21 protein-coding genes are annotated in these 26,465 nt (G+C 74.1%); 11 read left to right on the top strand and 10 right to left on the bottom strand.

The annotated features are described in order from the left end of the window. Window positions 1–135: 135 nt before the first annotated feature. The 3 genes from rhaI to ACFV3R_RS28535 all read left to right on the top strand — a co-directional run bounded on the left by rhaI (window position 136) and on the right by ACFV3R_RS28535 (window position 4,997). Window positions 136–1,302 carry an L-rhamnose isomerase gene (gene rhaI, locus ACFV3R_RS28545; protein WP_385589128.1) on the top strand — a complete coding sequence of 389 codons (1,167 nt, stop codon included), beginning with the start codon at window positions 136–138 and terminating at the stop codon, window positions 1,300–1,302. A gap of 57 nt (window positions 1,303–1,359) precedes the next feature. After that, complete coding sequence (locus ACFV3R_RS28540) at window positions 1,360–3,405, top strand: bifunctional aldolase/short-chain dehydrogenase (protein WP_385589121.1); 2,046 nt, start codon at window positions 1,360–1,362, stop codon at window positions 3,403–3,405. A gap of 101 nt (window positions 3,406–3,506) precedes the next feature. Then, window positions 3,507–4,997, top strand: coding sequence for a rhamnulokinase family protein (locus ACFV3R_RS28535; protein WP_385589119.1), 1,491 nt, complete (start codon window positions 3,507–3,509; stop codon window positions 4,995–4,997). Window positions 4,998–5,014: 17 nt separating this feature from the next. On the opposite strand, the gene ACFV3R_RS28530 is transcribed toward ACFV3R_RS28535, so the two are convergent. The 6 genes from ACFV3R_RS28530 to iolC form a co-directional block, all read right to left on the bottom strand. Further along, on the bottom strand, window positions 5,015–5,758 hold the full coding sequence (locus ACFV3R_RS28530) for a GntR family transcriptional regulator (RefSeq protein WP_385589125.1): 744 nt from the start codon (window positions 5,756–5,758) through the stop codon (window positions 5,015–5,017). A gap of 194 nt (window positions 5,759–5,952) precedes the next feature. After that, entirely contained in the window at window positions 5,953–7,446 is a 1,494-nt protein-coding gene (locus ACFV3R_RS28525; protein ID WP_385589117.1) for a CoA-acylating methylmalonate-semialdehyde dehydrogenase, read from the bottom strand. 79 nt (window positions 7,447–7,525) lie between these two features. Then, window positions 7,526–9,448 carry a 3D-(3,5/4)-trihydroxycyclohexane-1,2-dione acylhydrolase (decyclizing) gene (gene iolD / locus ACFV3R_RS28520; protein WP_385589115.1) on the bottom strand — a complete coding sequence of 641 codons (1,923 nt, stop codon included), beginning with the start codon at window positions 9,446–9,448 and terminating at the stop codon, window positions 7,526–7,528. After that, the gene (gene iolB, locus ACFV3R_RS28515; RefSeq protein ID WP_385589113.1) at window positions 9,445–10,422 is read right to left on the bottom strand and encodes a 5-deoxy-glucuronate isomerase; all 978 of its coding nucleotides are present in this window, start codon (window positions 10,420–10,422) and stop codon (window positions 9,445–9,447) included. Before iolB ends, iolD begins: the two co-directional genes overlap by 4 nt. 82 nt (window positions 10,423–10,504) lie before the next feature. Then, window positions 10,505–11,392, bottom strand: coding sequence for a deoxyribose-phosphate aldolase (locus ACFV3R_RS28510; protein ID WP_385589111.1), 888 nt, complete (start codon window positions 11,390–11,392; stop codon window positions 10,505–10,507). Between the two features lie 153 nt (window positions 11,393–11,545). Beyond that, window positions 11,546–12,559, bottom strand: a complete 1,014-nt coding sequence (gene iolC, locus ACFV3R_RS28505) for a 5-dehydro-2-deoxygluconokinase (RefSeq protein WP_385589109.1) — start codon at window positions 12,557–12,559, stop codon at window positions 11,546–11,548. A 304-nt stretch (window positions 12,560–12,863) separates the two neighbouring features. Between iolC and ACFV3R_RS28500 the strand changes: the two genes are divergently transcribed. Both ACFV3R_RS28500 and ACFV3R_RS28495 read left to right on the top strand, forming a co-directional pair. Next, window positions 12,864–13,784, top strand: a complete 921-nt coding sequence (locus ACFV3R_RS28500; RefSeq protein WP_385589107.1) for a sugar phosphate isomerase/epimerase family protein — start codon at window positions 12,864–12,866, stop codon at window positions 13,782–13,784. 113 nt (window positions 13,785–13,897) lie between these two features. Then, window positions 13,898–14,917: a Gfo/Idh/MocA family protein gene (locus ACFV3R_RS28495; RefSeq protein ID WP_385589105.1), complete on the top strand. Its 1,020-nt coding sequence runs from the start codon at window positions 13,898–13,900 to the stop codon at window positions 14,915–14,917. A 127-nt stretch (window positions 14,918–15,044) separates the two neighbouring features. On the opposite strand, the gene ACFV3R_RS28490 is transcribed toward ACFV3R_RS28495, so the two are convergent. Beyond that, entirely contained in the window at window positions 15,045–15,626 is a 582-nt protein-coding gene (locus tag ACFV3R_RS28490; RefSeq protein ID WP_385589103.1) for a helix-turn-helix domain-containing protein, read from the bottom strand. A 123-nt stretch (window positions 15,627–15,749) separates the two neighbouring features. On the opposite strand from ACFV3R_RS28490, the gene ACFV3R_RS28485 reads away from it, so the two are divergent. From ACFV3R_RS28485 to ACFV3R_RS28475, 3 genes are all read left to right on the top strand, one after another. Then, complete coding sequence (locus tag ACFV3R_RS28485; RefSeq protein ID WP_385589101.1) at window positions 15,750–16,586, top strand: EamA family transporter; 837 nt, start codon at window positions 15,750–15,752, stop codon at window positions 16,584–16,586. A 70-nt stretch (window positions 16,587–16,656) separates the two neighbouring features. Next, window positions 16,657–17,364 carry a B3/4 domain-containing protein gene (locus ACFV3R_RS28480; protein ID WP_385589099.1) on the top strand — a complete coding sequence of 236 codons (708 nt, stop codon included), beginning with the start codon at window positions 16,657–16,659 and terminating at the stop codon, window positions 17,362–17,364. A 157-nt stretch (window positions 17,365–17,521) separates the two neighbouring features. Next, window positions 17,522–18,181 (top strand): trimeric intracellular cation channel family protein, encoded by a 660-nt coding sequence (locus ACFV3R_RS28475; RefSeq protein ID WP_385589097.1) that lies wholly within the window; start codon window positions 17,522–17,524, stop codon window positions 18,179–18,181. Between the two features lie 98 nt (window positions 18,182–18,279). On the opposite strand, the gene ACFV3R_RS28470 is transcribed toward ACFV3R_RS28475, so the two are convergent. The 3 genes from ACFV3R_RS28470 to ACFV3R_RS28460 form a co-directional block, all read right to left on the bottom strand. After that, complete coding sequence (locus ACFV3R_RS28470) at window positions 18,280–19,137, bottom strand: lysozyme (RefSeq protein ID WP_385589095.1); 858 nt, start codon at window positions 19,135–19,137, stop codon at window positions 18,280–18,282. Between the two features lie 340 nt (window positions 19,138–19,477). Then, window positions 19,478–19,855 (bottom strand): hypothetical protein, encoded by a 378-nt coding sequence (locus ACFV3R_RS28465; protein ID WP_385589093.1) that lies wholly within the window; start codon window positions 19,853–19,855, stop codon window positions 19,478–19,480. A gap of 257 nt (window positions 19,856–20,112) precedes the next feature. Beyond that, window positions 20,113–20,574 (bottom strand): hypothetical protein, encoded by a 462-nt coding sequence (locus ACFV3R_RS28460; RefSeq protein ID WP_385589091.1) that lies wholly within the window; start codon window positions 20,572–20,574, stop codon window positions 20,113–20,115. Between the two features lie 571 nt (window positions 20,575–21,145). Between ACFV3R_RS28460 and ACFV3R_RS28455 the strand changes: the two genes are divergently transcribed. The 3 genes from ACFV3R_RS28455 (at window position 21,146) to ACFV3R_RS28445 (ending at window position 26,464) form a co-directional block, all read left to right on the top strand. Continuing rightward, a complete protein-coding gene (locus ACFV3R_RS28455) occupies window positions 21,146–22,156 on the top strand; it encodes a LacI family DNA-binding transcriptional regulator (RefSeq protein ID WP_385589089.1) in 1,011 nt (336 codons plus the stop codon). A gap of 78 nt (window positions 22,157–22,234) precedes the next feature. After that, entirely contained in the window at window positions 22,235–25,177 is a 2,943-nt protein-coding gene (locus tag ACFV3R_RS28450) for a glycoside hydrolase family 3 C-terminal domain-containing protein (protein ID WP_385589087.1), read from the top strand. Between the two features lie 48 nt (window positions 25,178–25,225). Further along, complete coding sequence (locus ACFV3R_RS28445; RefSeq protein WP_385589085.1) at window positions 25,226–26,464, top strand: extracellular solute-binding protein; 1,239 nt, start codon at window positions 25,226–25,228, stop codon at window positions 26,462–26,464. Window position 26,465 lies beyond the last annotated feature (1 nt).

Below are 26,465 nucleotides of genomic sequence, written 5' to 3'. Positions count from 1 at the left end.
CCCCGGGGCCCCCGGCGGCCCCGGGGCGCAGCCGTCCCCGCAGGCGGAAGGGCGCGCAGCTTGCCGCGCCTGCCCGATGTGAAACGTTATAACCAGCATTGCAGACCGTCTTCGCAAGGAACCAACGAGGTGAACATGGTGGAGATCGCCGCCGTCAAGGCCGCACTGTCGTCCCAGGTCATCGAGACGCCGTCCTGGGGGTACGGCAACTCCGGCACGCGGTTCAAGGTCTTCGCGCAGCCCGGCGTGCCCCGGGACCCGTACGAGAAGATCCAGGACGCGGCGCAGGTACACGCCCACACCGGCGCCGCACCGGTGGTCTCGCTGCACATCCCCTGGGACCGGGTCGAGGACTACGGTGCGCTCGCCGCCCACGCCGGTGACCACGGGCTGCGCATCGGCATGATCAACGCCAACGTCTTCCAGGACGACGACTACAAGCTGGGCTCGGTCACCCATCCCGACCCGCGGGTGCGCCGCAAGGCGACCGACCACCTCCTGGAGTGCGTCGACATCATGGACGCCACCGGCTCCGACGCCCTCAAGCTGTGGTTCTCCGACGGCACCAACTACCCCGGCCAGGACGACCTCACGGCCCGCCAGGACCGGCTCGCCGAAGCCCTGGGTGAGGTCTACGCGCGGCTGGGCGAGCGGCAGCGACTGGTGCTGGAGTACAAGCTCTTCGAGCCGGCCTTCTACAGCACCGACGTCCCCGACTGGGGCACCTCCTACGCCCACTGCCTCACCCTCGGCGAGCGCGCCAAGGTCTGCGTGGACACCGGGCACCACGCCCCCGGCACCAACATCGAGTTCATCGTCGCCTTCCTGCTGCGCCAGGACAAGCTCGGAGCCTTCGACTTCAACTCCCGCTTCTACGCCGACGACGACCTGATGGCGGGGGCGGCCGACCCCTTCCAGCTCTTCCGGATCATGTACGAGGTCGTGCGGGGCGGCGGCCTCGACCCGGCCAGGGACGTCCGCTTCATGCTGGACCAGTGCCACAACATCGAGGCCAAGATCCCCGCCGTCATCCGCTCGGTGATGAACGTCCAGGAAGCCACCGCCAAGGCACTCCTCGTCGACCGCGACGCCCTCGGCCGCGCCCAGCGCGAGGGCGACGTACTGGCCGCCAACGCCGCCCTGATGGACGCCTACAACACCGACGTCCGCCCCCTGCTCGCCGAGGTGCGGCAGGAGAACGGCCTCGCCGCCGACCCCTTCCGCGCCTACCTGGACTCCGGCCACCAGGACGAGATCGCCGCGACCCGCGTCGGAGGACAGCAGGCCGGCTGGGGCGCCTGACCCGCCCGCGCCCCGTCCCGCCCCGCAGACTCAGCCCAAGGAGACCGAGGAACCACCATGCCCGCTGCCTCCCACCCCGCCGTCACCGACCTGCTGAACCGGTCGCACACGCTCGGAGCAGACCCGCGCAACACCAACTACGCAGGCGGCAACGCCTCCGCCAAGGGGACCGTCCAGGATCCCGTCACCGGCGGCGAGGCCGAACTGATGTGGGTCAAGGGCTCCGGGGGCGACCTCGGCACCCTCACCGAGGCCGGCCTCGCCGTCCTGCGGGTCGACCGGCTGCGCGCCCTGGCGGACGTCTACCCCGGCGTCGAGCGGGAGGACGAGATGGTCGCCGCCTTCGACCACTGCCTCTTCGGCAAGGGGGGAGCCGCGCCGTCCATCGACACCGCCATGCACGGCCTGGTCCGCGCGGCCCACGTCGACCACCTGCACCCCGACTCCGGCATCGCGCTGGCCTGCGCGGCGGACGGGGCGAAGCTGACCACCGAGGTCTACGGGGACAAGGTCGTCTGGGTGCCCTGGCGCCGCCCCGGCTTCCAACTCGGCCTGGACGTCGCAGCGGTGCGGGAGGCCCACCCCGAGGCGGTCGGCGTCGTCCTCGGCGGACACGGCATCACCGCGTGGGGAGAGACCTCCGCCAGCTGCCAGGAGAACGCCCTGTGGATGATCCGCACGGCCGAGAAGTACCTCGCCGACCACGGCCGCCCCGAGCCCTTCGGCCCGCTCCGGGAGGGCTGGCAGCCGCTGCCCGAGGCGCAACGCCGCGCCCGGGCAGCCGCGTTGGCGCCCACCCTGCGGTCACTGGCCTCCACCGACCGCCCCCAGGTCGGGCACTTCAGCGACGCCGGGCCCGTCCTGGACTTCCTCGCCCGCACCGAGCACCCCCGCCTCGCCGCCCTCGGCACCTCCTGCCCCGACCACTTCCTGCGCACCAAGGTCCGCCCCCTGGTCCTGGACCTGCCGCCGACCGCACCGCTGGACGACGCCCTCGCCCGGCTGCGGGAACTGCACGCCCGCTACCGGGAGGAGTACGCGGCCTACTACGACCGCCACGCCGACGCCGACTCGCCCGCCATGCGCGGCGCGGACCCCGCGGTGGTGCTGGTGCCCGGCGTCGGCATGTTCACCTACGGCCGCGACAAGCAGACCGCGCGGGTGGCGGGGGAGTTCTACCTCAACGCCGTCAACGTGATGCGCGGCGCCGAGGCGGTCTCCTCCTACGCCCCCATCGAGGAGAGCGAGAAGTTCCGCATCGAGTACTGGGCCCTGGAGGAGGCCAAACTCCAGCGGATGCCGGCGCCCAAGCCGCTCGCCACCCGCATCGCCCTCGTCACCGGGGCGGGCTCCGGCATCGGCAGGGCGATCGCCCACCGCCTGGCCGCCGAGGGGGCCTGCGTCGTGGTCGCCGACGTGGACGCCGAGCGGGCCGAGACCGTCGCCGGGGAACTGGGCGGCCCCGACCGGGCGGTGGCCCTGACCGCGGACGTCACCGACGAGGAGCAGGTCAGGGCCGCCTTCGACGCCGCGGTACTGGCCTTCGGCGGCGTCGACCTGGTCGTCAACAACGCCGGCATCTCGCTCTCCAGGCCCCTGCTGGAGACCACCGCCGCCGACTGGGACCGCCAGCACGACATCATGGCCCGAGGCTCCTTCCTGGTCTCCCGCGAGGCCGCCCGCGTCATGCGCGAGCAGGGACTGCCCGGCGACATCGTCTACGTCGTCTCCAAGAACTCCGTCTTCGCCGGACCGCACAACATCGCCTACTCGGCGGCCAAGGCCGACCAGGCCCACCAGGTCCGGCTGCTCGCGGCCGAACTGGGGGAGTACGGCATCCGCGTCAACGGCGTCAACCCCGACGGGGTGGTGCGCGGCTCGGGCATCTTCGCGGGCGGCTGGGGAGCCCAGCGCGCCGCGGTCTACGGCGTCGCCGAGGAGGAACTGGGCGAGTTCTACGCCCGGCGCACCCTGCTCAAGCGGGAGGTGCTCCCCGAGCACGTGGCAAACGCAGTCTTCGCCCTGGTGGGCGGGGACCTGACGCACACCACCGGGCTGCACGTCCCGGTGGACGCCGGCGTCGCCGCCGCGTTCCTGCGCTGACGCCCGCCCCGCCGCCCGGCCCGGACCCGCCGCACCGGGCCGGGCGGCGCCCCCGGACCTCCTGGCACCCCGCCACCCCGCGCCCGTCACATCGGAGAACCATGCCCCACCCGACCTCCCGCCCCCGCTCCGCCACCACCGTCCACGCCGCCGTGGACCTCGGCGCGGGCAGCGGACGCGTGATCACCGGCCTCGTCGGGCGGGAACGGCTGGAGACACGCGAGACGCACCGGTTCGCCAACACCCCGCTGCGCCTGCCCAGCGGCCTGCACTGGAACCTGCCCGGTCTCCACCAGGAGATCCTCGACGGGCTGCGGCGAGCAGCGCGCACCGCACCCGCCCCGTTCTCCGTCGGCATCGACAGCTGGGCCGTGGACTACGGACTGCTGGACGCCGACGGCACCCTGCTGGGCCTGCCCCACCACTACCGCGACCCGCGCACCGCCACCGCGGACACCCTGGTGCACAGCCGCTGCACGCCCGAGGAACTGTACGCCGTCAGCGGGCTGCAACACCTGCCGTTCAACACCGTCTACCAGCTCGCGGTCGCCCGCGGCAGCAGTCTGTGGCCCGCCGCCCGTACCCTCCTCCTCGTTCCCGACCTCCTCGTCCACTGGCTGACCGGCACCGTGGGTGCGGAGGAGACGAACGCCTCCACCACCGGCCTCCTCGACGCCCGCACCGGCCAGTGGTCCGGGGAACTCATCTCCCGCCTGGACCTGCCGCGTTCCCTCTTCCCCGCTCTGCGGCGGCCCGGCGAGCAGGCCGGTGCGCTGCTGCCCCACGTGGCCGCGGAGACCGGGCTGCCGCCGACCACGGAGGTGACCACGGTCGCCTCCCACGACACCGCCTCCGCGGTCGCCGCCGTCCCCGCGGCCGACGGCGACTTCGGCTACGTCTCCTGCGGCACCTGGTCCCTGGCCGGACTGGAACTCGACGCTCCCGTGCTGACGCCTGGGGCCCGGCAGGCCAACTTCACCAACGAGCGCGGTGTGGACGGCACGGTCCGCTTCCTGCGCAACACCATGGGCCTGTGGCTGCTGGAGGAGTGCCGCCGGGAGTGGCAGCGCGAAGGCAGCCCCGAGGAACTGCCCGCGCTCCTGGCACAGGCCGCGCGGGCCGAACCGTTCGCCGCGGTGCTCGACGCGGACGACCCCGTCCTCCTCGCCCCCGGGGACATGCCCGGCCGGATCGCGGCCCTGCTGCGGAGCACCGGGCAGCGCCCACCGCAGACCCGGGGCGCCCTGGTCCGCTGCATCCTGGAGAGCCTCGCCCTCGCCCACCGCCGCACCCTGCGCAGGGCAGCCGAACTCTCCGGCCGCCACATCGACCGGGTCCACCTGGTCGGTGGTGGAGCGCGCAACGAGCTGCTGTGCCAGTGGACCGCCGACGCCACGGGGCTACCGCTGACCGCGGGGCCCGCGGAGGCGACGGCCCTGGGCAACCTGGGGCTCCAGGCCCGCGCCCACGGCACCCTCGGCGACCTCGCAGAGCTGCGGGCCCTGGTCGCCGCGACCCAGCCGTTGCGCCACCACGAACCGGCCGGGCCGAGCCGGGCCTGGGAGGCGGCGGCTGCCCGCCTCGGCGGCTGAGGCCCCGCAGGCACGGGTCAGGAACGCTCCAACAGCTGGAACTCGAAGGCGTAGCGGGAGGCGCGGTAGACGTGCGAGCCGAACTCCACCGGCCGCCCGGTGTCGTCATAAGTGGTGCGCTCCATCGTGAGCAGCGGCGCGCCCTCGTCCTCGTCGAGCTGCTCGGCCTCCAGCGCGGTCGCCGCGCGGGCGCCGACGGACTGGCGGGCGCTGTGCAGGGTGATGCCCGCCGCCCGCATCATCCGGTACAGGCCGGTGGACTCCAGCGCACCGTCCGTCAACCGGACTATCTCCAGCGGCAGGTGGTTGCGCAGGTGCGCCACCGGTTCGCCGTGGGTCAGACGCAGCCGCTCCACCAGGGCGACCTCGGTGCCCTCCGTGACGCCGAGGGCCGCGGCCACCTCGGCACCGGCCGGGCAGGTGGTGTTGCGCAGGACGCGGGTGGCGGGCTTCTGGCCGGCGCTCTCCAGGTCGTCGTAGAGGCTGCTCAACTCCAGGGGACGCCTGACCTGGCTGTGCACGACCTGGGTGCCCACCCCGCGCCGTCGCACCAGGAGCCCCTTGTCGACCAGCGACTGGATGGCCTGGCGCACCGTGGGACGGGACAGTCCGAGGCGGCCGGCGAGCTGGATCTCGTTGCCCAGCAGGCTGCCCGGTGCCAGCTTCCCCGTCTCGATGGCGGCCTCCAGCTGCTGGGCGAGCTGGAAGTACAGCGGTACGGGGCTGTGCCGGTCGACACTGAGCGTGAGGGAGCTGTCCATGTCCTCGTTGTCCCTGCGTTGCGCCACGTGCGCGAGGGTATAACCGCGCGTACACGACGGGAAGTCGACAGGTCAGCCTGTCCTGACAAGGGGCGGTCACCCGTGACCCGGTCCCGGTACGGGGACGCCCGCCTCCGCGGCCGGGCGCGGCGGACGACCCCCGGCCCGGCCGCGCCCGGCGGTGCGGGTCTGCTTCAGGTGTTGCTGGGGAACCCGAGGTTGATGCCGGCGTCGGCGGGGTCGGGCCAGCGGGTGGTGACGACCTTGCCCCGGGTGTAGAAGTGCACGCCGTCGTTGCCGTAGACGTGGTGGTCGCCGAAGAGCGAGTCCTTCCAGCCGCCGAAGGAGTGGTAGCCGACCGGCACCGGGATCGGCACGTTGACGCCGACCATCCCGGCCTCCACCTCCAGCTGGAAGCGCCGCGCCGCGCCCCCGTCCCGGGTGAAGACGGCCGTGCCGTTGCCCCAGGGGGAGGAGTTGACGAGGGCGATCGCCTCCTCGTAGGAGGCCACCCGCACCACGGAGAGCACCGGGCCGAAGATCTCGTCCCGGTAGCAGTCCATCTGAGGCGTGACGTGGTCCAGCAGCGACACGCCGATCCAGTGGCCGTCCTCGCGCCCCTCGACCCGCAGGCCGGTGCCGTCCAGCGCGACGGTGGCGCCCTGGGCCGCGGCGCCGGTGACGTAGGAGGCCACCCGGTCCCGGTGCTCACGGGTGATCAGCGGCCCCATTTCGGACGCCGGGTCGTCACCGGGGCCGATGGTCAGCGCAGCGGCACGCTCCCGGATCCGCTCGACCAGCGGGTCGGCCACGTCACCGACGGCGACCACCACCGAGACGGCCATGCAGCGCTCCCCGGCCGAACCGTAGGCCGCGTTGACCGCGGCGTCCGCAGCCAGGTCCAGGTCGGCGTCCGGCAGCACCGTCATGTGGTTCTTGGCGCCGCCCAGCGCCTGCACCCGCTTGCCGTGGGCGGTGGCGGTGGCGTGGATGTGACGGGCGACCGGCGTGGAACCGACGAAGGAGACGGCGGCCACGTCCGGGTGGGTCAGCAGCCGCTCGACGGCCGTGCGGTCACCGTGGACGACGTTGAGGACGCCCTCGGGCAGCCCGGCCCGGGTGGCGAGTTCGGCCAGCAGCAGGGCGGCGGAGGGCACCTTCTCGCTGGGCTTGAGGACGAAGGCGTTGCCGCACGCCACGGCCAGCGGGAACATCCACATCGGCACCATGGCCGGGAAGTTGAACGGTGTGATGCCGGCGACGACGCCCACCGGCTGGCGGATCGCGGCGACGTCGACACGGCTGGAGACCTGGGTGGACAGCTCGCCCTTGAGCTGCTGCGGGATGCCGCAGGCCAGCTCCACGATCTCCAGGCCGCGGGCCACCTCGCCCAGCGCGTCGGAGTGCACCTTGCCGTGCTCGGCGGTGATCAGACGGGCCAGCTCCACGCGGTGCGCGTCCACCAGCTCCCGGTAGCGGAAGAGCACCGAGGTCCGCTTCGCGAGGGAGCTGGTGGCCCAGAAGCGCTGGGCAGCCCTGGCGGAGGCGACGGCCGCGTCCACCTCCTCGGCCGAGGCGAGGGGAACCTGCTTCTGCTGGGCTCCGGTCGCCGGGGCGAACACCGGCCCGAAGTCGCCGGAGGCGCCCTCGACGGGCTTGCCGTCGATCCAGTGCTGCAAGGTCTTCACGTAAGGGGCCTTTCTCTCGATGCCGTGCGGGGGTGCCGCCACGGGGTGTGCAGGGTGAACCCGGTGGGGGAGCGGAGGGTCACAGGTGGCGGCGGCGACTCGCGGCGTGCCGCCGGTAGGTCTCGTGGGCGCGCACCGCTGCCGGCCGGGTGGCGGTCTGCGCGACCGGCACGTCCCACCACGCCTGCGCCCCGGGTGCGCCCGGGGCCTCCCCGGAGGTGTCGGTCTCGACGTACACGCAGGTGGGGCGGGGGTCGGCGCGCGCCGCCGCCAGTGCCTCACGGAGCTCGGCGACGGTCGCGGCACGGTGGACCACCAGGCCGAGCGAGGCGGCGTTCGCCGCCAGGTCCACCGGGAGCGGGGCGCCGGTGTAGGTGCCGTCCCCGGCGCGGAAGCGGTAGGCGGTGCCGAAGCGTTCGGCGCCGGTCAGCTGCGACAGACCGCCGATCGAGGCGTAGCCGTGGTTCTGGAGCAGCACCACGTTGATGTCGAGTCCCTCCTGCACCGCGGTGACCAGTTCGGTGGGGTTCATCAGGTACGTACCGTCCCCGACGAGCGCCCACACCTGCCGGTCCGGCGCGGCCAGACGCACCCCGATCGCGGCGGGGATCTCGTACCCCATGCAGGAGTAGCCGTACTCCAGGTGGTACTGGCGGCGCGAGCGGGCACGCCAGAGTTTGTGCAGGTCGCCGGGGAGTGAGCCGGCGGCGTTGATCACCACGTCCTCCTCGCCCACGACCGCGTCCAGGGCGCCCAGCACCTGCGTCTGGGAGGGCCGCGCACCGGGGTCGGGGGCCGCGAAGGCCGCGTCGACCCGCTCCTCCCACCGCGCCTTCTCCGCCGTGTACGCGGCCGCGTAGGCCTCACCCACCCGGTGGCCGGCCAGGGAACGGGTGAGCGCGGTCAGACCGGCGCGGGCATCGGCGACCAGGCTGACGGCGCCGAGCTTGTGCGTGTCGAAGGAGGCGATGTTGAGGTTGACGAAGCGGACGCCGGGGTCGGCGAAGAGCGTCGCGGAGGCGGTGGTGAAGTCGCTCCAGCGAGTGCCGACGCCGAGGACGAGGTCGGCGCGGCGCGCCAGGTCGTCGGCGGTGGCGGTGCCCGTGTGGCCGATCCCGCCCACCTCGCAGGGGTGGTCGTGGCGCAGCGCCCCCTTGCCCGCCTGGGTGGTGGCGACCGGGATGCCGGTGGCGTCGGCGAACGCCCGCAACGCGTCCTCCGCCTCGCTGTGGTGGACCCCGCCGCCGGCCACCAGCAGCGGCCGGCGGGCGCCGCGGATCGCCGCCGCCGCTTCGGCCAGCACGTCCTCGTCGGGCGCCGGACGCGGCACTCGCCAGACCCGGTCGGCGAAGAACGCCGCAGGCCAGTCGTACGCCTCGGCCTGCACGTCCTGCGGCAGCGCCAGGGTCACCGCGCCGGTCTCGACGGGGTCGGTGAGGACCCGCATGGCCTGGAGCGCCGCCGGGACGAGCGCCTCGGGCCGGGTGACCCGGTCGAAGTAGCGTGAGACGGGCCGCAGCGCGTCGTTGACCGACACGTCACCCGCGTAGGGCACCTCCAGCTGCTGGAGGACGGGGTCGGCGGGCCGGGTGGCGAAGGTGTCCCCGGGCAGCAGCAGTACCGGCAGGCGGTTGACGGTCGCCAGCGCCGCCCCGGTGACGAGGTTGGTGGCGCCCGGCCCGATGGAGGTGGTGACCGCCTGCACGGCCAGCCGGTCGCTCTGGCGGGCGAATCCGACGGCGGCGTGCACCATGGCCTGCTCGTTGCGGCCCTGGAAGTAGCGCAGCCGCGGCCCCGCCGAGCCGGCGCCGGCCTCCAGCAGCGCCTGCCCGATCCCGGCGACGTTGCCGTGGCCGAAGATGCCCCAGCAGGCGTCGACCAGGCGCCGGCGCCGGCCGTCGCGCTCGGTGTACTGGTGGGCCAGGAACTCCACCAGTGCCTGCGCCACCGTCATGCGCCGGGTGGCGTCGCCGGGCACACCCGGGGGAGCGGTGTCGGTCATCGCTGGTCTCCTTCAGGGGCACGGTAGAGGGGCAGCCGCGGGTCCACCTCGCACCCGGCCCAGGTGTCGCGGATCCAGCCGTGGTCGGGATGGTCGCAGATCAGCCAGGCACGTTCGGCTCCGGGACCCGCCATGACGTTGAGGTAGTACATGTCGTGGCCGGGCGCGGCGACGGACGGGCCGTGCCAGCCGTCGGGGATGAGGACCGTGTCGCCGTGGCGCACCTCGGCCAGCACGTCGGTGCCGCGGCCGTTGCCCGACGGCGTCACCCGCTGGTACCCGAGCCCGGGGCGGCCCGCGGCCTCGGCGATCTCGAAGTAGTAGACCTCCTCCAGCTCCGACTCCTGTCCCGGTCGGCACTCGTCGTGCTTGTGCGGAGGATAGGACGACCAGTTGCCGCCGGGCGTGAGGACCTCGACGGCGATCAGCCGGTCGCACGCGAACACGCCGGCCGCGCCGAAGTTGTTGACCTGGCGGGAGCACGAACCGGCACCGCGCAGCTCGACCGGGACGCCGGCGGCCGGGCCGTAGCGGGCCGGGAGCCGGTTCTCGCACCGCGCCCCGGTCAGGGCGAACCGCCCGCCCTCGCGCGTGGCCACCGTGGCGCGGGAGTCCCGGGGGAGGTAGGCGAAGTCGGTGACGCCGTGGAAGACGTCGGCGCGGCCCGCCAGCGCGAAGCGGGAGACGCCGCCCCCGGCCTCCGTCACCACCACCTCGCAGCCGCCGCTGAGGGGCAGCACGATCCACTCGCTCCCGCCCGCCTCGAAGGTGTGGGCGCCGCCCGGCGGCAGCTCCAGGACCCGCAGTGAGGAGTAACCCCACCCCGCGGACTCGGGGCTGACGTCCAGGACGTAGGGGCGGCTTGCCGACGCGGCGGCCCGGGCCGCCGTCAGGTGGTGGGTGCCCTCCTGCGGTGCCGGCCGTCCGGCGCCGCCGGTGGACTCGCCGTGGGAGGTGCGGGGTGCGGGTGTCATGCGGGTCTCTCCTCGCCTTCGCTGTCGGTGCTGTCCCTCGCCGGCGCGCGACCACCGGCCGGTCGGCGGCTGCCCCGGCCGGTCAGAGCAGCCCCACCGCGGTGTCCACCGCTGCCGCGACGTCCCCGTCGGCGGGGTAGAGCAGGGAGCGCCCCACCACCAGGCCCTGTACGGTCGGCAGCCGCAGCGCCTTGCGCCACCGTTCGTACGCGGCCTCCTGCGCCCGCGGGTCGCCGGCGACCTCGCCGCCGAGCAGGACGGCGGGGAGGGTGGACGCCTCGCAGACCCGGGCCATCTCGTCGGCGTCCTCCGTCACCGGCAGCTTCAGCCAGGTGTAGGCGGAGGTGCCGCCCAGCCCTGAGGCGATGGCGACGGAGGTGGTGACGGCCGCTGCGCTGAGGTCGTTGCGCAGCCGCCCGTCGACGCGCCGGGTCAGGAAGGGTTCGACGAAGACCGGGAGCCTGCGCCCGGCCATGGCGTCGACCGTGCGGGCGGCTGCCTCCAGGGTGTTCAGGGAGCCGGGGTCCTCGTAGCCGATGCGCAACAGCAGCTTGCCGGCGTCGAAGCGCAGCCGCGTCAGGTCCTGCGGGCGGTGGCCCGTGAAGCGGTCGTCGAGCTCGAAGGCGGCCCCGGCCAGACCGCCGCGGTTCATCGAGCCGATCACCACCTTCTCCTCCAGGGCGCCCAGCAGGAGCAGGTCCTCCAGCACGTCCGCGGTGGCGAGGACCCCGTCCACGCCGGGGCGGGAGAGCGCCAGGCACAGCCGCTCCAGCAGGTCGGCGCGGTTGGCCATGGCCATGCGGTGGTCGCCGACGGCCAGCGCCCCCCGGGCCGGGTGGTCGGCGGCGACGATCATCAGCCGGCCGCTCCGCCCTATCAGCGGTCGGCGGCGGCGCCGCGCGGCGGCCTCCGCCACCGCCTCGGGGTGCCGGGCCCGCAGCGTCACGATGTCGGAGATTGCGGTGGTCAAGGGAGCTCACCTTCTTGGAGTGCGGGCGGTGTGCGGCGGGGCCGGTGCGCGGGGCGGTGCCTGTCGGACCGGTGGCCCTGCCCGCGGCGCCGCCGCGGGCGGTGGCCCCCGTGCCGGCAGCACGCGGCGCTGCCTCCGGCGCGCCGTGCCGGGTCAGCCGCCGGCCAGGAAGGCCTCGATCTCGTCGGGGGTCGGCATGGCGGCCGAGCAGGCGAGGCGGGAGGCGACGATCGCCCCGGCGGCGTTGGCGTGCCGCATGGTGCGCTCCAGGTCCCAGCCGCCGAGCAGCCCGTGGCAGAGCGCCCCGCCGAACGCGTCGCCCGCACCGAGGCCGTTGACGACCTCGACGGGCAGCGGCGGCACCTGCGCGGTGGTGCCGTCCCGGTGGACCGCCAGGACGCCCTTGGGGCCCTGCTTGACGACGGCGAGTTCCACGCCGGCCGCCAACAGGGCCTCCGCGCCGGCGAGCGGGTCACGCCGGCCGGTGGCAACCTCCACCTCGTCGAGGTTGCCCACGGCGACGGTGGCATGGGCGAGCGCCTCCCGGTAGACCGGGCGCGCGCGTTCCATGGCCTCGGGGCCGGTCGCACCGCCGTCCCCTGAAGCTCCGCCCGCACCACCCCAGAACATCGGGCGCCAGTCGAGGTCGAAGACGGTCGCGGTCCGTGCCCCGGAGCCGGCCGCGTCACCCGAGCGCGCCGCGAGCGCGGCCAGCGTGGCCCCGCGGCTCGGCTCCTCGCACAGGCCGCTGCCGGTGAACCAGAACAGGTGGGCGCTGCGGACTGCCGCCATGTCCAGCTCCCCGGCGTGCACCTCCAGGTCAGGGGCCTTGGGGCGGCGGTAGAAGTACAGCGGGAAGTCGTCCGGCGGGAAGATCTCGCAGAACGTCACCGGTGTGGGGTACTCGGCAACCGGCGTCACCCACCGGTCGTCGACGCCGAAGTCCCGCAGCGCCCGGTGGACGTACTCCCCGAACGGGTCGTCACCGGTGCGGCTGATGACGGCGGTGCGCCGTCCCAGTCGGGCCGCGGCCACGGCGACGTTGGTGGCCGAGCCGCCGAGGAACTTGGCGAAGGTCTCGACCTCGGCCAGCGACACACCCGTCTGCTGCGGGTAGATGTCGACTCCGATGCGTCCCATCGTGATGAGGTCGAACGGCTCGGTCATCTGCGTCCCTTCGGGGCTGCCGGGGCAGGGCGGTGCCGGGTGACGACGACAGGTCTATCGGGGGGCGTCAGACCTGTCAAGACTTTGTCCTGACATAGTGACTTCACACTTTTCCGGGAGGTGCTCTCTCCGCGTCACGGCAGGTCAACGCCGTATACGGAGAGCGTCACTTCGCCCGGGGAAGTCCTTAAGTCCTTATGTCAGGACGAACCCTTGACAGTCCTGGACGGCGGCGCGGAAGCTGTGGCACACACCCCGCCGCCCTTCCCGGTCACCGCCGACCGGCGAGAGGAGAGCCGCATCGATGTCCGCTCCGAGCGACGAGCCCACCGCACTGGACCGCCTCCGGGTGGGGTCTGCACCCGACTCCTGGGGTGTGTGGTTCCCCGACGACGCGCAGCAGGTCCCCTGGCGGCGCTTCCTCGACGAGGTCGCCGAGGCCGGCTACGAGTGGATCGAACTGGGCCCCCACGGCTACCTGCCCACCGACCCCGCTGTCCTCCGGGACGAGGTGGGGCGGCGGGGGCTGCGCGTCTCCGCCGGTACCGTCTTCACCTCCCTCCACCACGGCCCCGCGGTCTGGGAGCGCACCTGGGAGCACGTCTCGCAGGTCGCCTCGCTGGCGAGTGCCATGGACGCCGGGCACCTCGTCGTCATCCCCTCCTTCTGGCGGGACGACAAGACCGCCCGCGAACTGGAACCGCGCGAGCTGACGGCCGACCAGTGGCGGCACCTGGCCGCCGGTACCGAACGGCTCGCCACCCGGGTGCGCGAGGAGTTCGGACTGGAGATCGTCCTCCACCCCCACGCCGACACCCACGTCGACACCGAGGAGCACGTGGTGCGCCTCCTGGACGCCACCGACCCGGACCTGGTCAACCTCTGCCTGGACACCGGCCACTACGCCTACTGCGGCGGCGACAGCGTCAAGCTCATCCGCACCTACGGGGAGCGCATCGGCTACCTCCACCTCAAGCAGGTCGACCCCGTGGTGCTCGCCGACGTCGTCAGCCGGGGGACCCCGTTCGGGCCCGCCGTCCGGCAGGGCGTCATGTGCGAACCCCCCAAGGGCGTACCGGAGTTGCCCCCGGTGCTGGAGGCGGCCCAGGCCCTGGGCGTCGACCTCTTCGCCATCGTCGAGCAGGACATGTACCCCTGCCCGCCCGACCAGCCCTTCCCGATCGCCGAGCGCACCCGCCGCTTCCTGCGCTCCTGCGGGGCCTGAGCGCACCCGGACGGGTCGTCGCGGCAGGGCGCGGCGCCCCCCGGCGCCCCGCCCAGCCCGTGCGCCCGCGGCCACCGGGCACCCGAACTCCACCAGCGAGGGGACACACCAGCATGAGCAGTGCCAGCACCCTGGGCGTCGCCGTCGTCGGCACCGGCCGCATGGGGGCCGACCACGTGCGCCGGCTCGCGACCGTCGTGAGCGGCGCCCGGGTCGCCGCCGTCGTCGACGTCGACCCCGAACGCGTCAAGAGGGTCGCCGCCACCGTCGAGGGCTGCGCCGCCTACACCGACCCCGCCGCCGCCATGGCCGACGACTCCGTCGACGCCCTCCTGGTCGCCTCCCCCGGCCCGGCCCACGAGGCCACCCTGCTCGCCGCCCTGGACCGCGGCCTGCCCGTGCTGTGCGAGAAGCCGCTCACCCCCGACCCCGAGTCGGCCCTGCGGGTCGTGGCGGCCGAGGCCGGGCTGGGCAGGCGCCGGGTACAGGTCGGCTTCATGCGCCGCTATGACGCCGACTACCTGCGGCTCAAGGAGCTGCTGGCCGCCGGTACCTACGGGCGGACCCTGATGCTGCACAACCGGCACCGCAATCCCGCCTCGCCGCCCGGGTTCACCGACCGGATGACCGTGGACGACTCGCTGGTCCACGAGATCGACGTGACCCGGTGGCTGCTGGCGGAGGAGATCACCGCGGTGCGCGCGCTGCGTCCGGCCCCCAGCGGTCAGGCGCCGCGCGGCCTCCAGGACCCGCAGCTGTTCGTCTTCGAGACCGCCGGCGGCCGGCTGGTGGACACCGAACTCTTCGTCAACTGCGGTTTCGGCTACCAGGTCAGTTGCGAGGCCGTCGCCGAGCGCGGCACCGCACGTATCGGTGAGGACCACGGGCTCCTGACCAACACGGCGGGACGCTGGGGCGGTGAGATCACCCCCGGCTTCGAGCAGCGCTTCGAGGGGGCCTACGACCGGCAGGTGCAGCGCTGGGTGGACGCCACCCGCCGGGGCGAGGTGGAGGGCCCCTCCTGCTGGGACGGCTACGCCGCCGCCGCGGTCTGCGCCGCCGGGGTGCGCGCGCAGGCGACCGGGGAGCGCGTCGAGGTCGCCCTGGCCGAGCGGCCGGCCCTCTACCGCTGACCCCGCCGCCGCCCCCGGGGCCGCCCGCCGCGGAACGCGGGAGGGCGGCCCCGCCCGCGGCGGACCAGGCCCGCACGGGACGCCGGTGCGCACTGGCCCGGGGTGCACCCGCGCCGGGCGGCTGCCGTCAGGCGGTGCCGGGGCCGGGCGGCAGGTGGACGGTCATGATCAGGTCACAGGCTCCGGTGCCGGCGCCGCGGTAGGTGTGGTGGCTGTCCCCGTCGAAGGTGGCGGTCTGCCCGGCCTCGACGGGATGCTCGGTGCCGTCGACGAGGAGCACCATCCGGCCGGCGGTGACGCTGACCGTCTCCACCACCCCGGCCTGGTGGGGGTGGCTGACGTACTCCTCGCCGGGGGCCAGTCTCCACCGCCAGACCTCCACCGGGGACGGGCCCGAGGTCGTCAGCATGAGGCGGGCCTCACTGCCCTGTGCGCCGGTCCACAGCGGAGTGACGGCGTCGGCGGCCACGAGGCGGACGCGGCCTTCGGCCGGCCCCTCCAGCAGGGCGGAGACCGAGACGCCGAGGCAGTCGGCCAGCCGCACCAGGGTGGCGAAGTTCGGATTGCCCTGCGCCTTCTCCAACGCCACCAGAGCGCCCTTGCTCACCTGGGCGCGCCGGCCGAGTTCGTCCAGGGACAAGCCGGCGCGGGTACGGGCCGCCCTGACGTTGTGCGCGAGCGTGCGTAGCGCCGCCGCTGTCTCGGCCATCCGATCCGATCACCCTTCTCGCAAGTGGACCAGTGGAATGTGCCACCCGGTCGTTCTGTTGACAAGGGGTGGTCGGTCCGTTGTACGGTCTGGTCGTTCTGCTGCAATAGTAAGGGATGTACCGTGATCGCTCTGCTGCTGGCCCTGGGCAGCTCCCTGGCCTACGGATGCGCCGACTTCCTGGGCGGACTCGGTGCGCGGAAGGCCCATGTGCTCCGCACCGTGCTGGTCGCCGCACCGGCCAGCCTGGCCGTCGAGCTGCTGCTGTGGCCTGTCCTCGGTGCCTCCTTCAGCCCCTCTGCCGCGGGCTGGGGCGTGGCATCCGGTGCCGCTTCGGCCGCCGCGTTCGCCCTCCTGTACCAGACGCTCGCCATCGGCCCGATGAACGTGCTCTCGCCGGTGGCCGCGCTGGTGTCCGCGGTCCTGCCCGTCACGGTCGGGCTGCTGCAGGGCGAGCACCTGGGCACGGCCGGGCTGCTGGGGCTGCCGCTCGCCCTGGTGGCGGTGGTGCTGGTCAGCGCGGGGCACGGCGCGGGCGGAGCCCGGCCCTCCCGTACCGCGCTGCTCCTGGCCTTCGGGGCCGGCGCCGCCATCGCCCTGCAGCTGGTCTTCCTCCACCAGACACCGCCCGGCAGTGGCGTGGCACCGCTGATCGTCGGCAGAGCGGTCTCCTCGGCCGTCACCCTCACCGCCGCGGCCCTGCTGCGCCGCAGACTCGGGCCCGAGAAGCCGGTGTACGCGGTGTCGGCCGCCGCGGGCGTCCTGGACTCGGTGGCGAACCTGCTGTTCCTGCTGGCAGTCCGCAGCGGCGACCTCACCGTCGTCGCCGTGATCACCGCCCTCTACCCGGCCGGCACGGTCCTGCTGGCCCGTGGCGTGCTTGCCGAACGCATCCACCGTGGGCAGGTCGTCGGCCTGGGCACCGCCGCCGTCGCGGTCAGCCTCCTCGCCCTGACCTGACCTGCCCCGAGCGGACAACCAGCCACCGACCAGGGGACCAACCCCGCGCAGAGAAACGGAAACCCCGCGCATGACCGTCTTCCGCATCCACCCCGCCGTCGCCGACGCCTTCCCCGACACCCTGATCGCACTGGTCACCGCGACGGGACTGCGCGGCCACGAGCCCTGGCCGGAAACCGCCGCCGGCCTGGCGGACCTGGAGCGGCAACTCGCCGACGGGACCTGGCAGCCCGCCGACGAGAACGATCCCCGCATCGAGGCCTGGCACAGCGCCTACCGGTCCTTCGGCACCAACCCGCGCCGCATCCGCCCCAGCGTCGACGCCCTCGGCCGCCGCCTCGCCAAGAAGGGCAGTCTGCCCCGCATCAACCGCCCGGTCGACTCCTACAACGCCGTCTCTGTCCGCCACGGACTGCCCGCGGGCGCCTTCGACCTCGACCACGTCACCGGTGACGTCGACATCCGCCACGCGGACGGCAGCGAGAAGTTCACCCCGCTCGGCGAACCCGAGACCGTCGAGCAGCCGAAGCCCGGCGAGATCATCTACGCCGACACCACCGGAGTCCTCACCCGGCACTGGAACCACCGCGACGCCCACCGCACCCGCGTCACCGAGGACTCCACCCACGTCACCTTCGTCCTGGAAACCCTCCACGCCCGGCGCGACGGCCACCTCGTCACCAAGGCCGCCGAGGAGTTGCAGGCCCTCCTGGCCCCGCACACCGACCAGGTCACCGTCCACCACCTGGGTCGGGACCACCTCGAAGCGGCCCTCTGACCCCGGCAGGGCGCATGCCCAGCACCCTCGCCGCGAGTGGGAGGGACGCAGCGGGAGCGACGGCGGAGCCCGGCGCGGGCCGGGTGACGCGGCGGCGGGCGGCGGGCGGCGGGGGAGGTCGGACCGCGCACCGCCGCCGACGTGCTAGTCATCACCCATGAGCGCCAGTCAGCCCCTCCTCGAACTCGTCCTGGACCTCACCGGTACGTTCACCTTCGCCCTGGACGGTGCGCTGACCGCCATGCGGGTGGCGCGGCTCGACATCGTCGGTGTCCTGACCCTGGCGATGATCACCGCTCTCGGCGGCGGCATGATCCGCGACGTACTGATCGGCTCGGTGCCGCCCGCCACCTTCAGCGACTGGCGTTACCTCGCGGTCGCTCTCGGCGGGGGACTGGTCGCCTTCCTCCTCGGCAGGACCCTGGAGCGGTTCGCCCGCGTGATCACCCTTCTCGACGCCGCGGGCCTCAGCCTGTTCGCCGTCACCGGGGCCGTGAAGGCGCTGGCCCACGGGCTCGGTCCGGCCCAGGCGGTGCTGCTCGGGGCGGTCTCGGCGGTGGGCGGCGGAACGCTGCGGGACGTGCTGGTGGGCCGGGTGCCGACGGTGCTCCGCGCCGACCTCTACGCGGTGCCCGCACTGGTGGCCTCGGCGGTCACGGTGGTGTGCGCCCGCACCGACACCTACGGACTCCCGGCAGCCCTGGCCGCGGCCTTCGCCTGCTTCGCGCTGCGGATGACGGGGGTGCACTACGGGCTGAACGCGCCCGGGCCCCGGCGTGGCCGGCCGCGTGACGCGGAGGTGGACGCCGAACTCTGAGCCGGCCCTGACGCGGGGCGGTGCGCCGGCCCCTTCCCGGGTGCCGCCGGGTCAGGCCCCCCGGGGCGGTCGCCACCGCCGCCAGGGGGTGGCGGGACTCAGCCGTTGGCCAGGGCCCGCAGCCGGGCCTGCGCGCCGTTGAACCGGTTGTGGTCACCCACGCCGGTGCCCTTCGAGGTGTACTGCCAGATGGTGTGAACACGCCAGCCGGCCGGAAGGGCACCCACCGAGGAGCCGTAGTGCGGCACCCAGAGCGGGTGTGCGGCGGCGAAGCCCCGGTAGTTGCCGGTGCACTGGCGCCACCACCGGGTGGAGGTGTAGATGACAGCGTCCCGCCGTGTCCTCGCCCGGTAGGCGGTGACGAACCCCCGGATCCAGCTCACCATCCGAGCGTGGCTCAACCCGTAGCAGGACGAGCCGTAGGGGTTGTACTCCAGGTCCAGGGCGCCGGGCAGCGTCTTGCCGTCCTTGGACCAGCCACCGCCGTGGGACAGGAAGAAACGGGCCTGGGCCTGCCCGCTGGAGGCGTTGGGGACTGCGAAGTGGTATGCGCCCCGGACGATCCCGGCGCGGTAGGCGCCGTTGTACTGCCGGGCGAAGGCAGGGCTCTTGTAGCGCGTGGACTCGGTCGCCTTGATGTAGGCGAACCGCACCCCTTTTCGCCGCAGCGACGGCCAGGAGGCGTTGCGTTGGTGAGCGCTGACATCCACCCCCTCCGTCCCCCCGCGGACGGTCAGTGCCGAGGACTGGGCGGACCGGCCCTCGTGACGGAGGATCTGCGAGCCCGCGTACGCCTCGCCCGGACGGATGGGTTTCGGGGCGGTGGCCCCCACCGCGTCGGCGGGGGCCGCGGTCAGTAGGGAGGAAAGGAAGACCGTGGCCAGGGTGCCGGTCGTCGCGGTGAGGCCCGCGCGTCGACGCAGGGGCCCTCCCGCGCTGTGAGGAGACCTGTGCATGTCCCACTCCCGAGGATCGTTGGCGCGCTGTTCGGTTCAGCGCGTGGGCGGGTGCCGGGCGGTGCCGGAGCCGAGGCGCAGGGCAGGCGGCCCCGCACGACCCGTCACACGCCGCGGCCCCGCCCGGGGGACCCGGACGTCACCACGGCGTATCACCGAGATACCCCCCGCCCGGGTCCGCAGGCTCGGCCAGACGGTGGACCTGGCGGTGCGCACCGGCCGTACGCGCCCCCCGAGGCCCTGCGCACCTGGCGCCGGCCCGGCGTACGCCCGTCCCGGGCCCGGTGACGGTACGGCAGGTCCACACCCCGGCTCTCCGCCCCGGCCTCGTCCGTCCTCCTCAGCCCTCCCCGTGCGGCGACCGCTCCTCCTGCCGCGCCTCGGGGCCGCACGGAGGCCCGGAAGCCGGCAGGGAGCCGGACACGTCCGCGGGGGGCTCGGCCCGGCGGCGCGGCGTGGGCACCGGGGCCCCGGTGGAGGTGGGGGACAGCAGTCGGCGCACACCGGTGAAGAGGCTCCTGCGGGGAGCGGCGGCCGGGCCGGAGGGGGCGCCGGCGCCGGCCGGCTCGCCCTCCTGACGGGTGGACGGCTCTCCCGCCGCCCCCACCGCGGTGGGACGTGGGCCGGCCGGCCGGGGCCGTGCGTCGCGGGCGCGCGGCTCCCGCGCCGCCTCGGCGCGGAGGAAGGCAGCGATGATCCGGTAGGGGTCAGCAGGCATGACGGAGCTCCGAGCGTGCGAGAACGACGGTGGGCGTCGGGCCCGAACAAAACCACCGGAGGGCGGTGGCAGTGGTCGGGCCGGGGCCTTCCGCCCGGAACGGGCCGGGGCGGGGAGCGTGGCCCGCGTGCCGCGCAACAAGGCGGAGGGCACCCCTGCCGGAGGCAGGAGGAGGGCCACTGCGGGGGGAGGCGCCGCTCGGCCGGAGGGGAGACGGCGCGCGCCCGGCGGGTTCCGGGAGGAAGGCCCCGGCCCCGTCAGCAGCGCAGGACGGTGGAGCGGACCGTCGTTGCGGGCGCACGGAACGCCCGGGTGGTCGCGGGGGACGCGGCGGTGCCGGGCAGCGGGTGCCACCACCCGCGGACGGCGGGGGAGAAGGCCGCCCGGGTGCCGCCGGCCGTGGCAGGCGACTGGCGGTGGTGCCAGGCGGGGGCCCGGCAGGTGAGGAACGGGGCCGCGCCCACGGGGTTGTCCGGCACCCGCCGCAGGTCCCCGTGGACCGGTCGTGGCTCCGCGGTGGCCCGGCCGTCGTGCTCGGGGCTCCGCTGCACCACCTCGACGCTCGCCGCCACGGCGTCCGCCGGCATACCCGTGCCGGTGACCGGTCCGGCGGGGGCGGCGCCGGCGAAGAGGACCTGCAGGAGCGGCAGCAGCACGAGCAGCACGAGGAGGGGTGAACTGCGTCGCCCCCGCCGCCCCTTGCTCGCAACATGCCGCATGGTGTGCTCCTGGTCGTTCCGTCCCAGACAAGCGGTCCCGCGCGCGAGCGGCGACACCCGAGCCAGGGTTGCCCGCTGTAACCACTCCGGGCGGTGAAAACGGCGAACGATCCCCTCGCACGGCCGTCCGGTCACCGCTCGGTGATCGGATGGGTGAGATCCGGGGGCGGCCTGCCGAGTCGCCCCGGGAGACCGTCAGGCCCCGGTCCGCCGGGCTGAGCCGGGATGTCTCCGCAGGCAGAAGGGGTACGGCCGGCGTGACGGTCGAGCCGCGCGCGCAGCACGGCCGACTCCGGGGGCGCCGGGGGAGACCACCGGGAGGCCGACGGTACGGCTCGCACGGGAGGAGGCGCTCGGCGCCACCCGACCCGGCAGAGCGTGACTCTGCGTCAGGAAAACTGCGAGGAAATCTTCTGTTCATTGCGTTGACACACGGTCCGGCCGCCCCTACCGTCACGCCGAATCGCTTCGAACACGACTGTCGAAACGATTCGACAGTCTCTCCTCACCCACGTCCGGGCAGGCCCGTGGCCGTCGGAGGGCTGCCCGAGGACGACGGCGCGGAGGGTCCATGGTCAAGATCACCGATGTGGCGCGGCGCGCCGGCGTCTCACCCAGCACCGTGTCGTACGTCCTCAGCGGCAAGCGCTCCATATCGCAGCAGACGAAGCTGCGCGTCGAGGAGAGCATCCGCGAACTCGGCTACCGCCCCCACGCGGGCGCCAGGTCGCTCGCCAGCCAGCGCTCCAACGTGCTGGCGCTGGTGATGCCGCTGCACAGCGGCATCGACGTGCCGGTCCAGATGCGCTTCGCGGTCTCCGTGGTCACCACCGCCCGCCGCCACGACCACGACGTCCTGCTGCTGACCCAGGAGGAGGGCGAGGAGGGGCTGCGGCGCGTCACCGACAGCGCCATGGTCGACGCCCTCGTCGTCATGGACGTCCAGATGCACGACGGGCGCATCCCGCTGCTGCGCTCCCTGAACCGGCCGTCCGTCCTCATCGGCTTCCCCGCCGATCCGACCGGACTTACCTGCATCGACCTGGACTTCACCGCCACCGGTGAGGTGTGCGCGGAGCACCTGGCCCTGCTCGGCCACCGCAGCGTGGCGCTGATCGGCTCCCCGCCCCCCGTCTACACCCGCGGCACCGGGTTCGCCCGCCGTACCGCCGCCGGGTTCACCAGGACCGCCCGCCGCTACGGACTGACCTCCACCGTCCTGCCCTGCGAGGCCGGACCCCAGGCCGCCCGCGACCTGGTGACGCGGCTCCTGCACGACCAGCCCGACCTGAGCGGGGTCGTCATCCACAACGAGTCGGCCCTCGAACCCCTGGTGGAGGCGTTCCAGGAGGCCGGCCTGGAGATCCCCGCCGACCTGTCCGTGGTGGCCGTCTGCCCCGACCCGCAGGCCGAGCAGGCCCCGCTGCCCGTGACCTCGGTGGGCATCCCGGCGGAACGGATCGGGGCGGAGGCCGTCGACCTGCTCATGGCGAAGCTGCGCGGCGAACCGGTGCCCGACGCCACGCTGCTGCCGCCCGAACTCGTGGAGCGCGCCAGCACCGCCCCCCGCCGCACCACCTGAACCCCCGGCGGGCCCCGTCCGCCCACCGCCCGGCACCTGCCGTCGAAGCGTTTCGACGCCCACCGAAGGAGTCACGCAGTGCGTCACCAGGGCATCACCCGCCGATCCGTGCTCGCGCTGGGCCTCGCACCGCTGGCCCCGCTCAGCCTCGCCCACCCGGCCGCCGCGGCACCCGCCGGCAGCCCGGCCTTCCGCAACCCGCGGCTCACCCGGGCCGCACGCGTCGAGGACCTCCTGGGCCGCCTGACCACCCAGGAGAAGATCTCCCTCCTCCACCAGTACCAGCCGGCGATACCCAGGCTCGGCATCGCCGCGTTCCGGACCGGCACCGAGGCGCTGCACGGCGTCGCATGGCTGGGCGAGGCCACCGTCTTCCCGCAGGCCGTCGGGATGGCCAGCACCTGGCACCCGGAACTGATCCGCAGGGTGGGGGAGGCCGTCGGCACCGAGGCACGCGGCTTCCAGCAGGAGCGACCCGAGGGCTGGAGCCTCAACCTCTGGGCACCGGTGGCCAACCTGCTCCGCGACCCCCGCTGGGGCCGCAACGAGGAGGGCTACTCGGAGGATCCCCACCTCACGGCCGCGATCGCCACCGCCTACGGCCGGGGCATGCGCGGCGAGGACCCGGACCACCTGCGCACCGCCCCCACGCTCAAGCACTTCCTCGCCTACAACAACGAGGTCCACCGGAGCACCACCTCCTCCTCGGTCCGCCCCAGGGTGCGGGCCGAATACGACGAGGCGGCGTTCCGGCCGGTGATCGAGGCCGGCGCGGTCACCGGGGTGATGGCCTCCTACAATCTCGTCAACGGCCGCCCCGCCACCGTCAACCCCGACCTCGGCGGCCGGGTGCGGTCCTGGACGAAGGAGACGCTGCTCCACGTCACCGATGCCGGCGCCCCGAACAACCTCCTCCCCGGCAACGAGGACTACTACCCCGACCGCACCGCGGGCGACGCCGCCACGCTGCGGGCCGGCAACGACAGCTTCACGGTGGACGACGCCGACCCCTCGCACACCGTCGCAGCCCTCACCTCAGCCCTCCAGCAGGGCCTGATCGACGCCGAGGACATCGACCGCGCCGCCCGCCACATCCTCGACGTCCGCTTCCGGCTCGGGGAGTTCGACCCCGACGGCGGGCCCTACTCCGGCATCACCCGCGCGGCGGTGGACAGCCCCGCGCACCGGGCGCTGGCCCGCGAGTGCGCCGGTGAGGCCGTCGTCCTGCTCAAGAACGACCACGCGACCCTGCCGCTGGACGCCCGGACCACCCGCAGCGTCGCCGTCGTCGGCCCGCTCGGCGACACCCTCTACACGGACTGGTACTCGGGCACCCCGCCCTACACCGTCACGGTCCGCGACGGCGTCCGCGAGGCGCTGGGCGACGGCGCCACGGTCCCCTTCAGCGAGGGCGTCGACCGGGTCGCCTTCCAGGAGGCGGACAGCGGACGCCACCTCGCGGCCGGCCCCGGGGACAGCGGCGACCTGCTGCACGAGAGCACCGAGGACCCCGGCGAGGCAGGCCACTTCGACGTCTTCGACTGGGGCGCCGGCGTCGTCACGCTGCGCGCCGTCGCCAACGGCCGCGTCCTGGGCTACGACGGCGAGCACTTCCGCAACGACCAGACGCAACCGAACGGCTGGTTCGTGCAGCAGCTCTTCTCCCTCGTGGCCCGGGACGACGGCACCCACCTGCTGCGCTACGTCGGCTACGACAAGACCGACGACCCGCACACCTACCTCGCCGCCGGCGCGGACGGCACCCTCCACCTGACCGACGCGGACACCGCCGGCCGCTACCGGGTGCGTACCGTCCGGGACGGCGTCGCCGAGGCGGTGGCTGCCGCCACGGGGGCCGACGCCGCGGTCGTCGTCGTCGGCTCGATGCCGTTCGTCAACGGACGCGAGGACCACGACCGGCCCGACCTGGCCCTGGCCCCCGCCCAGGCCGCCCTGGTGCAGGCGGTGCGGCGCGCCAACCCGCGGACCGTGATGGTGCTCCAGACCAGCTACCCGGACGCCGTCACACAGCAGCAAGCGACCCTGCCCGCCCTCCTGTGGACCACCCACGCCGGCCAGGAGACCGGCCACGCCGTGGCGGACGTCCTCTTCGGCGACCGCAACCCCGCCGGGCGCCTCACCCAGACCTGGTACCGGTCGGAGGACGACCTGCCCGGCATCCTCGACTACGACATCATCAAGTCCCGCCGCACCTACTGGTACTTCACCGGCGAACCGCTGTACCCCTTCGGTCACGGGCTGTCCTACACCACCTTCCGCTACGGGCCGTGCCGGCTGCGGGCGGCGGCCATCGCCTCCGGGGACACCGTCGTGGCCGAGGTCGACGTCACCAACACCGGTGACCGCGACGGCGACGAGGTGGTGCAGCTCTACACCCGTCACCTCGACTCCCGCGACCCGCAACCCCGCCGCCGGCTGCGCGCCTTCACCCGCGTCCATCTGCGTGCCGGTGCCACCCGCACCGTGCGCCTGACCCTCCCCGCCGGCGACCTCGCCCACTGGGACGTGACCCGGGGCCGTCCGGTGCTGGAGGACGGCCACCACGAGGTCATGGTGGGCGCCTCCAGCGCCGACATCCGCGCCACCGCCCGACTGCGGGTCCACGGGGAACGCATCCCCGCCCGCGACCTGAGCCGCCCCACCCGCGCCGCCGACTTCGACGACCACCACGGCGCCGCCCTGGTCGACGAGACGAAGACCCGCGGCGAGTCGGTGGCGCTGGGCGAGGGCTGCTGGCTCTCCTACGACGACGCCGACCTCAGCGAAGGCCCCCGCACCCTGACCGTCCGCTACACCCGCGAGGCCGAAGGGGACTGCCGGCTCCAGGTGCGGCTGGACCGACCCGACGGGCCCACCGCGGCCGACGTCGTGCTGCCGAGCACCGGCGACCGGTACCGCCACCGCACCGTACGCGCCCGGCTGGAGGGGGCGCGGGGCCGCCGCGCCGTGTACCTGCTCCTCACCGGCGACGCCCGCCTGAGCACCTTCTCCCTGCACTGACCCTGACCGCCCTCCCGCCCCCGCAGCAGCGTCCACAGGAGTACGCCCATGCATCCCCGACCCCGCCAGGCGTGGCCGGCCGCCGTGGTGGCCGGTGCCGTCACGGCACTCGGCCTCACCGGCTGCGCGGCCACCCCGGACCCGGACACCGTCACGGTCCTCAACTCGGCCACCGACACCGCCGAACACGCCGCGAACCAGAAGTACTTCGACCGCTGCGCCAAACCGCTGGGCCTGCGCGTCCAGCAGCTGAGCGTCCCGGCCGACCAGGTCGTCTCCAAGGCGCTGCGCATGGCCTCCTCCCACTCGCTCACCGACATCCTCGAACTCGACGGCTCCGAGCTGCCGCAGTTCGCGGAGACCGACGGACTGCTGCCGCTGAAGGACGTGGGCGTGCACACCGGCGGTTTCAGCCGGAGCGCGACCTCGCTGGGCACCTACCAGGGCACGCAGTACGGCATAGCCCGGTCCGCCAACTCCCTCGCCCTCTTCTACAACACCGACCTGCTGCGGAAGGCGGGGGTGAAGCCGCCCCGCACCTGGGACGAACTGCGCAGCGTCAGCCGGAAACTGACCAGCGGCCCGGTGCACGGCATGGCGTTCAGCGCCAGCCCCAACGCCGACGGCGTCTACCAGTTCCTGCCGTTCTTCTGGTCCGCCGGCGGCGACGAGGCGCACCTGGACCACGGCAGCGGCGGCGCCGACGCACTGAACCTCTGGAAGGAACTGGTCGCGGACGGTTCCGCCTCCAGGTCGGTCGTCAGCTGGAACCAGCAGGACGTCAACGACCAGTTCATCGCCGGCCGCACCGCCATGATGATCAACGGCCCGTGGCAGGTCCCCGTCCTGAACGCGCAGAAGAAGGTGCACTGGGCCGTCGCCTCCCTGCCGGTGCCCCACGCCGGCGGCGACGCCGTGGCCCCGATCGGCGGCACGGTGATGACCGTCCCGAAGAACGACGCGGACGAGGACGGCAGCCGGGTCCGACACGCGGCGCGCATCCTCGACTGCCTCAACAGCGAGAGCAACCAACTCCAGTGGGGTGACTCGGTGAACAATGTGCCCACCCGGACCGACGCCGCTCGCGCCTACGCGCAACGCAACCCGCAGCTGGCGCCCTTCACCGGCCTGGTCGCCACCGCCCGCTCCCGCACCGCCGAGGTCGGCACCCGCTGGCCGGTGGTCTCCGACGCCCTGGCCGGAGCCTTCCAGGCGGTCCTCACCGGTCGCAGCGACGCCCCGGCCGCCCTGCGCCGGGCCCAGCAGCAGGCGACGGCCGGGGAGTGAG

The organism is Streptomyces sp. NPDC059740 (assembly GCF_042733155.1).
Classification (GTDB): domain Bacteria; phylum Actinomycetota; class Actinomycetes; order Streptomycetales; family Streptomycetaceae; genus Streptomyces.
Note: the sequence above shows the minus strand (reverse complement) of the source record. Positions and strands in the feature narration are given on the sequence as shown.

Bases quoted from the DNA above. Each gene is read 5' to 3' on its own strand.
- rhaI (WP_385589128.1), top strand. From the start codon at position 136: ATGGTGGAGATCGCCGCCGTCAAGGCCGCACTGTCGTCCCAGGTCATC.
- ACFV3R_RS28540 (WP_385589121.1), top strand. From the start codon at position 1,360: ATGCCCGCTGCCTCCCACCCCGCCGTCACCGACCTGCTGAACCGGTCG.
- ACFV3R_RS28535 (WP_385589119.1), top strand. From the start codon at position 3,507: ATGCCCCACCCGACCTCCCGCCCCCGCTCCGCCACCACCGTCCACGCC.
- ACFV3R_RS28530 (WP_385589125.1), bottom strand. From the start codon at position 5,758: ATGGACAGCTCCCTCACGCTCAGTGTCGACCGGCACAGCCCCGTACCG.
- iolD (WP_385589115.1), bottom strand. From the start codon at position 9,448: ATGACCGACACCGCTCCCCCGGGTGTGCCCGGCGACGCCACCCGGCGC.
- iolB (WP_385589113.1), bottom strand. From the start codon at position 10,422: ATGACACCCGCACCCCGCACCTCCCACGGCGAGTCCACCGGCGGCGCC.
- iolC (WP_385589109.1), bottom strand. From the start codon at position 12,559: ATGACCGAGCCGTTCGACCTCATCACGATGGGACGCATCGGAGTCGAC.
- ACFV3R_RS28500 (WP_385589107.1), top strand. From the start codon at position 12,864: ATGTCCGCTCCGAGCGACGAGCCCACCGCACTGGACCGCCTCCGGGTG.
- ACFV3R_RS28495 (WP_385589105.1), top strand. From the start codon at position 13,898: ATGAGCAGTGCCAGCACCCTGGGCGTCGCCGTCGTCGGCACCGGCCGC.
- ACFV3R_RS28490 (WP_385589103.1), bottom strand. From the start codon at position 15,626: ATGGCCGAGACAGCGGCGGCGCTACGCACGCTCGCGCACAACGTCAGG.
- ACFV3R_RS28480 (WP_385589099.1), top strand. From the start codon at position 16,657: ATGACCGTCTTCCGCATCCACCCCGCCGTCGCCGACGCCTTCCCCGAC.
- ACFV3R_RS28475 (WP_385589097.1), top strand. From the start codon at position 17,522: ATGAGCGCCAGTCAGCCCCTCCTCGAACTCGTCCTGGACCTCACCGGT.
- ACFV3R_RS28470 (WP_385589095.1), bottom strand. From the start codon at position 19,137: ATGCACAGGTCTCCTCACAGCGCGGGAGGGCCCCTGCGTCGACGCGCG.
- ACFV3R_RS28465 (WP_385589093.1), bottom strand. From the start codon at position 19,855: ATGCCTGCTGACCCCTACCGGATCATCGCTGCCTTCCTCCGCGCCGAG.
- ACFV3R_RS28460 (WP_385589091.1), bottom strand. From the start codon at position 20,574: ATGCGGCATGTTGCGAGCAAGGGGCGGCGGGGGCGACGCAGTTCACCC.
- ACFV3R_RS28455 (WP_385589089.1), top strand. From the start codon at position 21,146: ATGGTCAAGATCACCGATGTGGCGCGGCGCGCCGGCGTCTCACCCAGC.
- ACFV3R_RS28445 (WP_385589085.1), top strand. From the start codon at position 25,226: ATGCATCCCCGACCCCGCCAGGCGTGGCCGGCCGCCGTGGTGGCCGGT.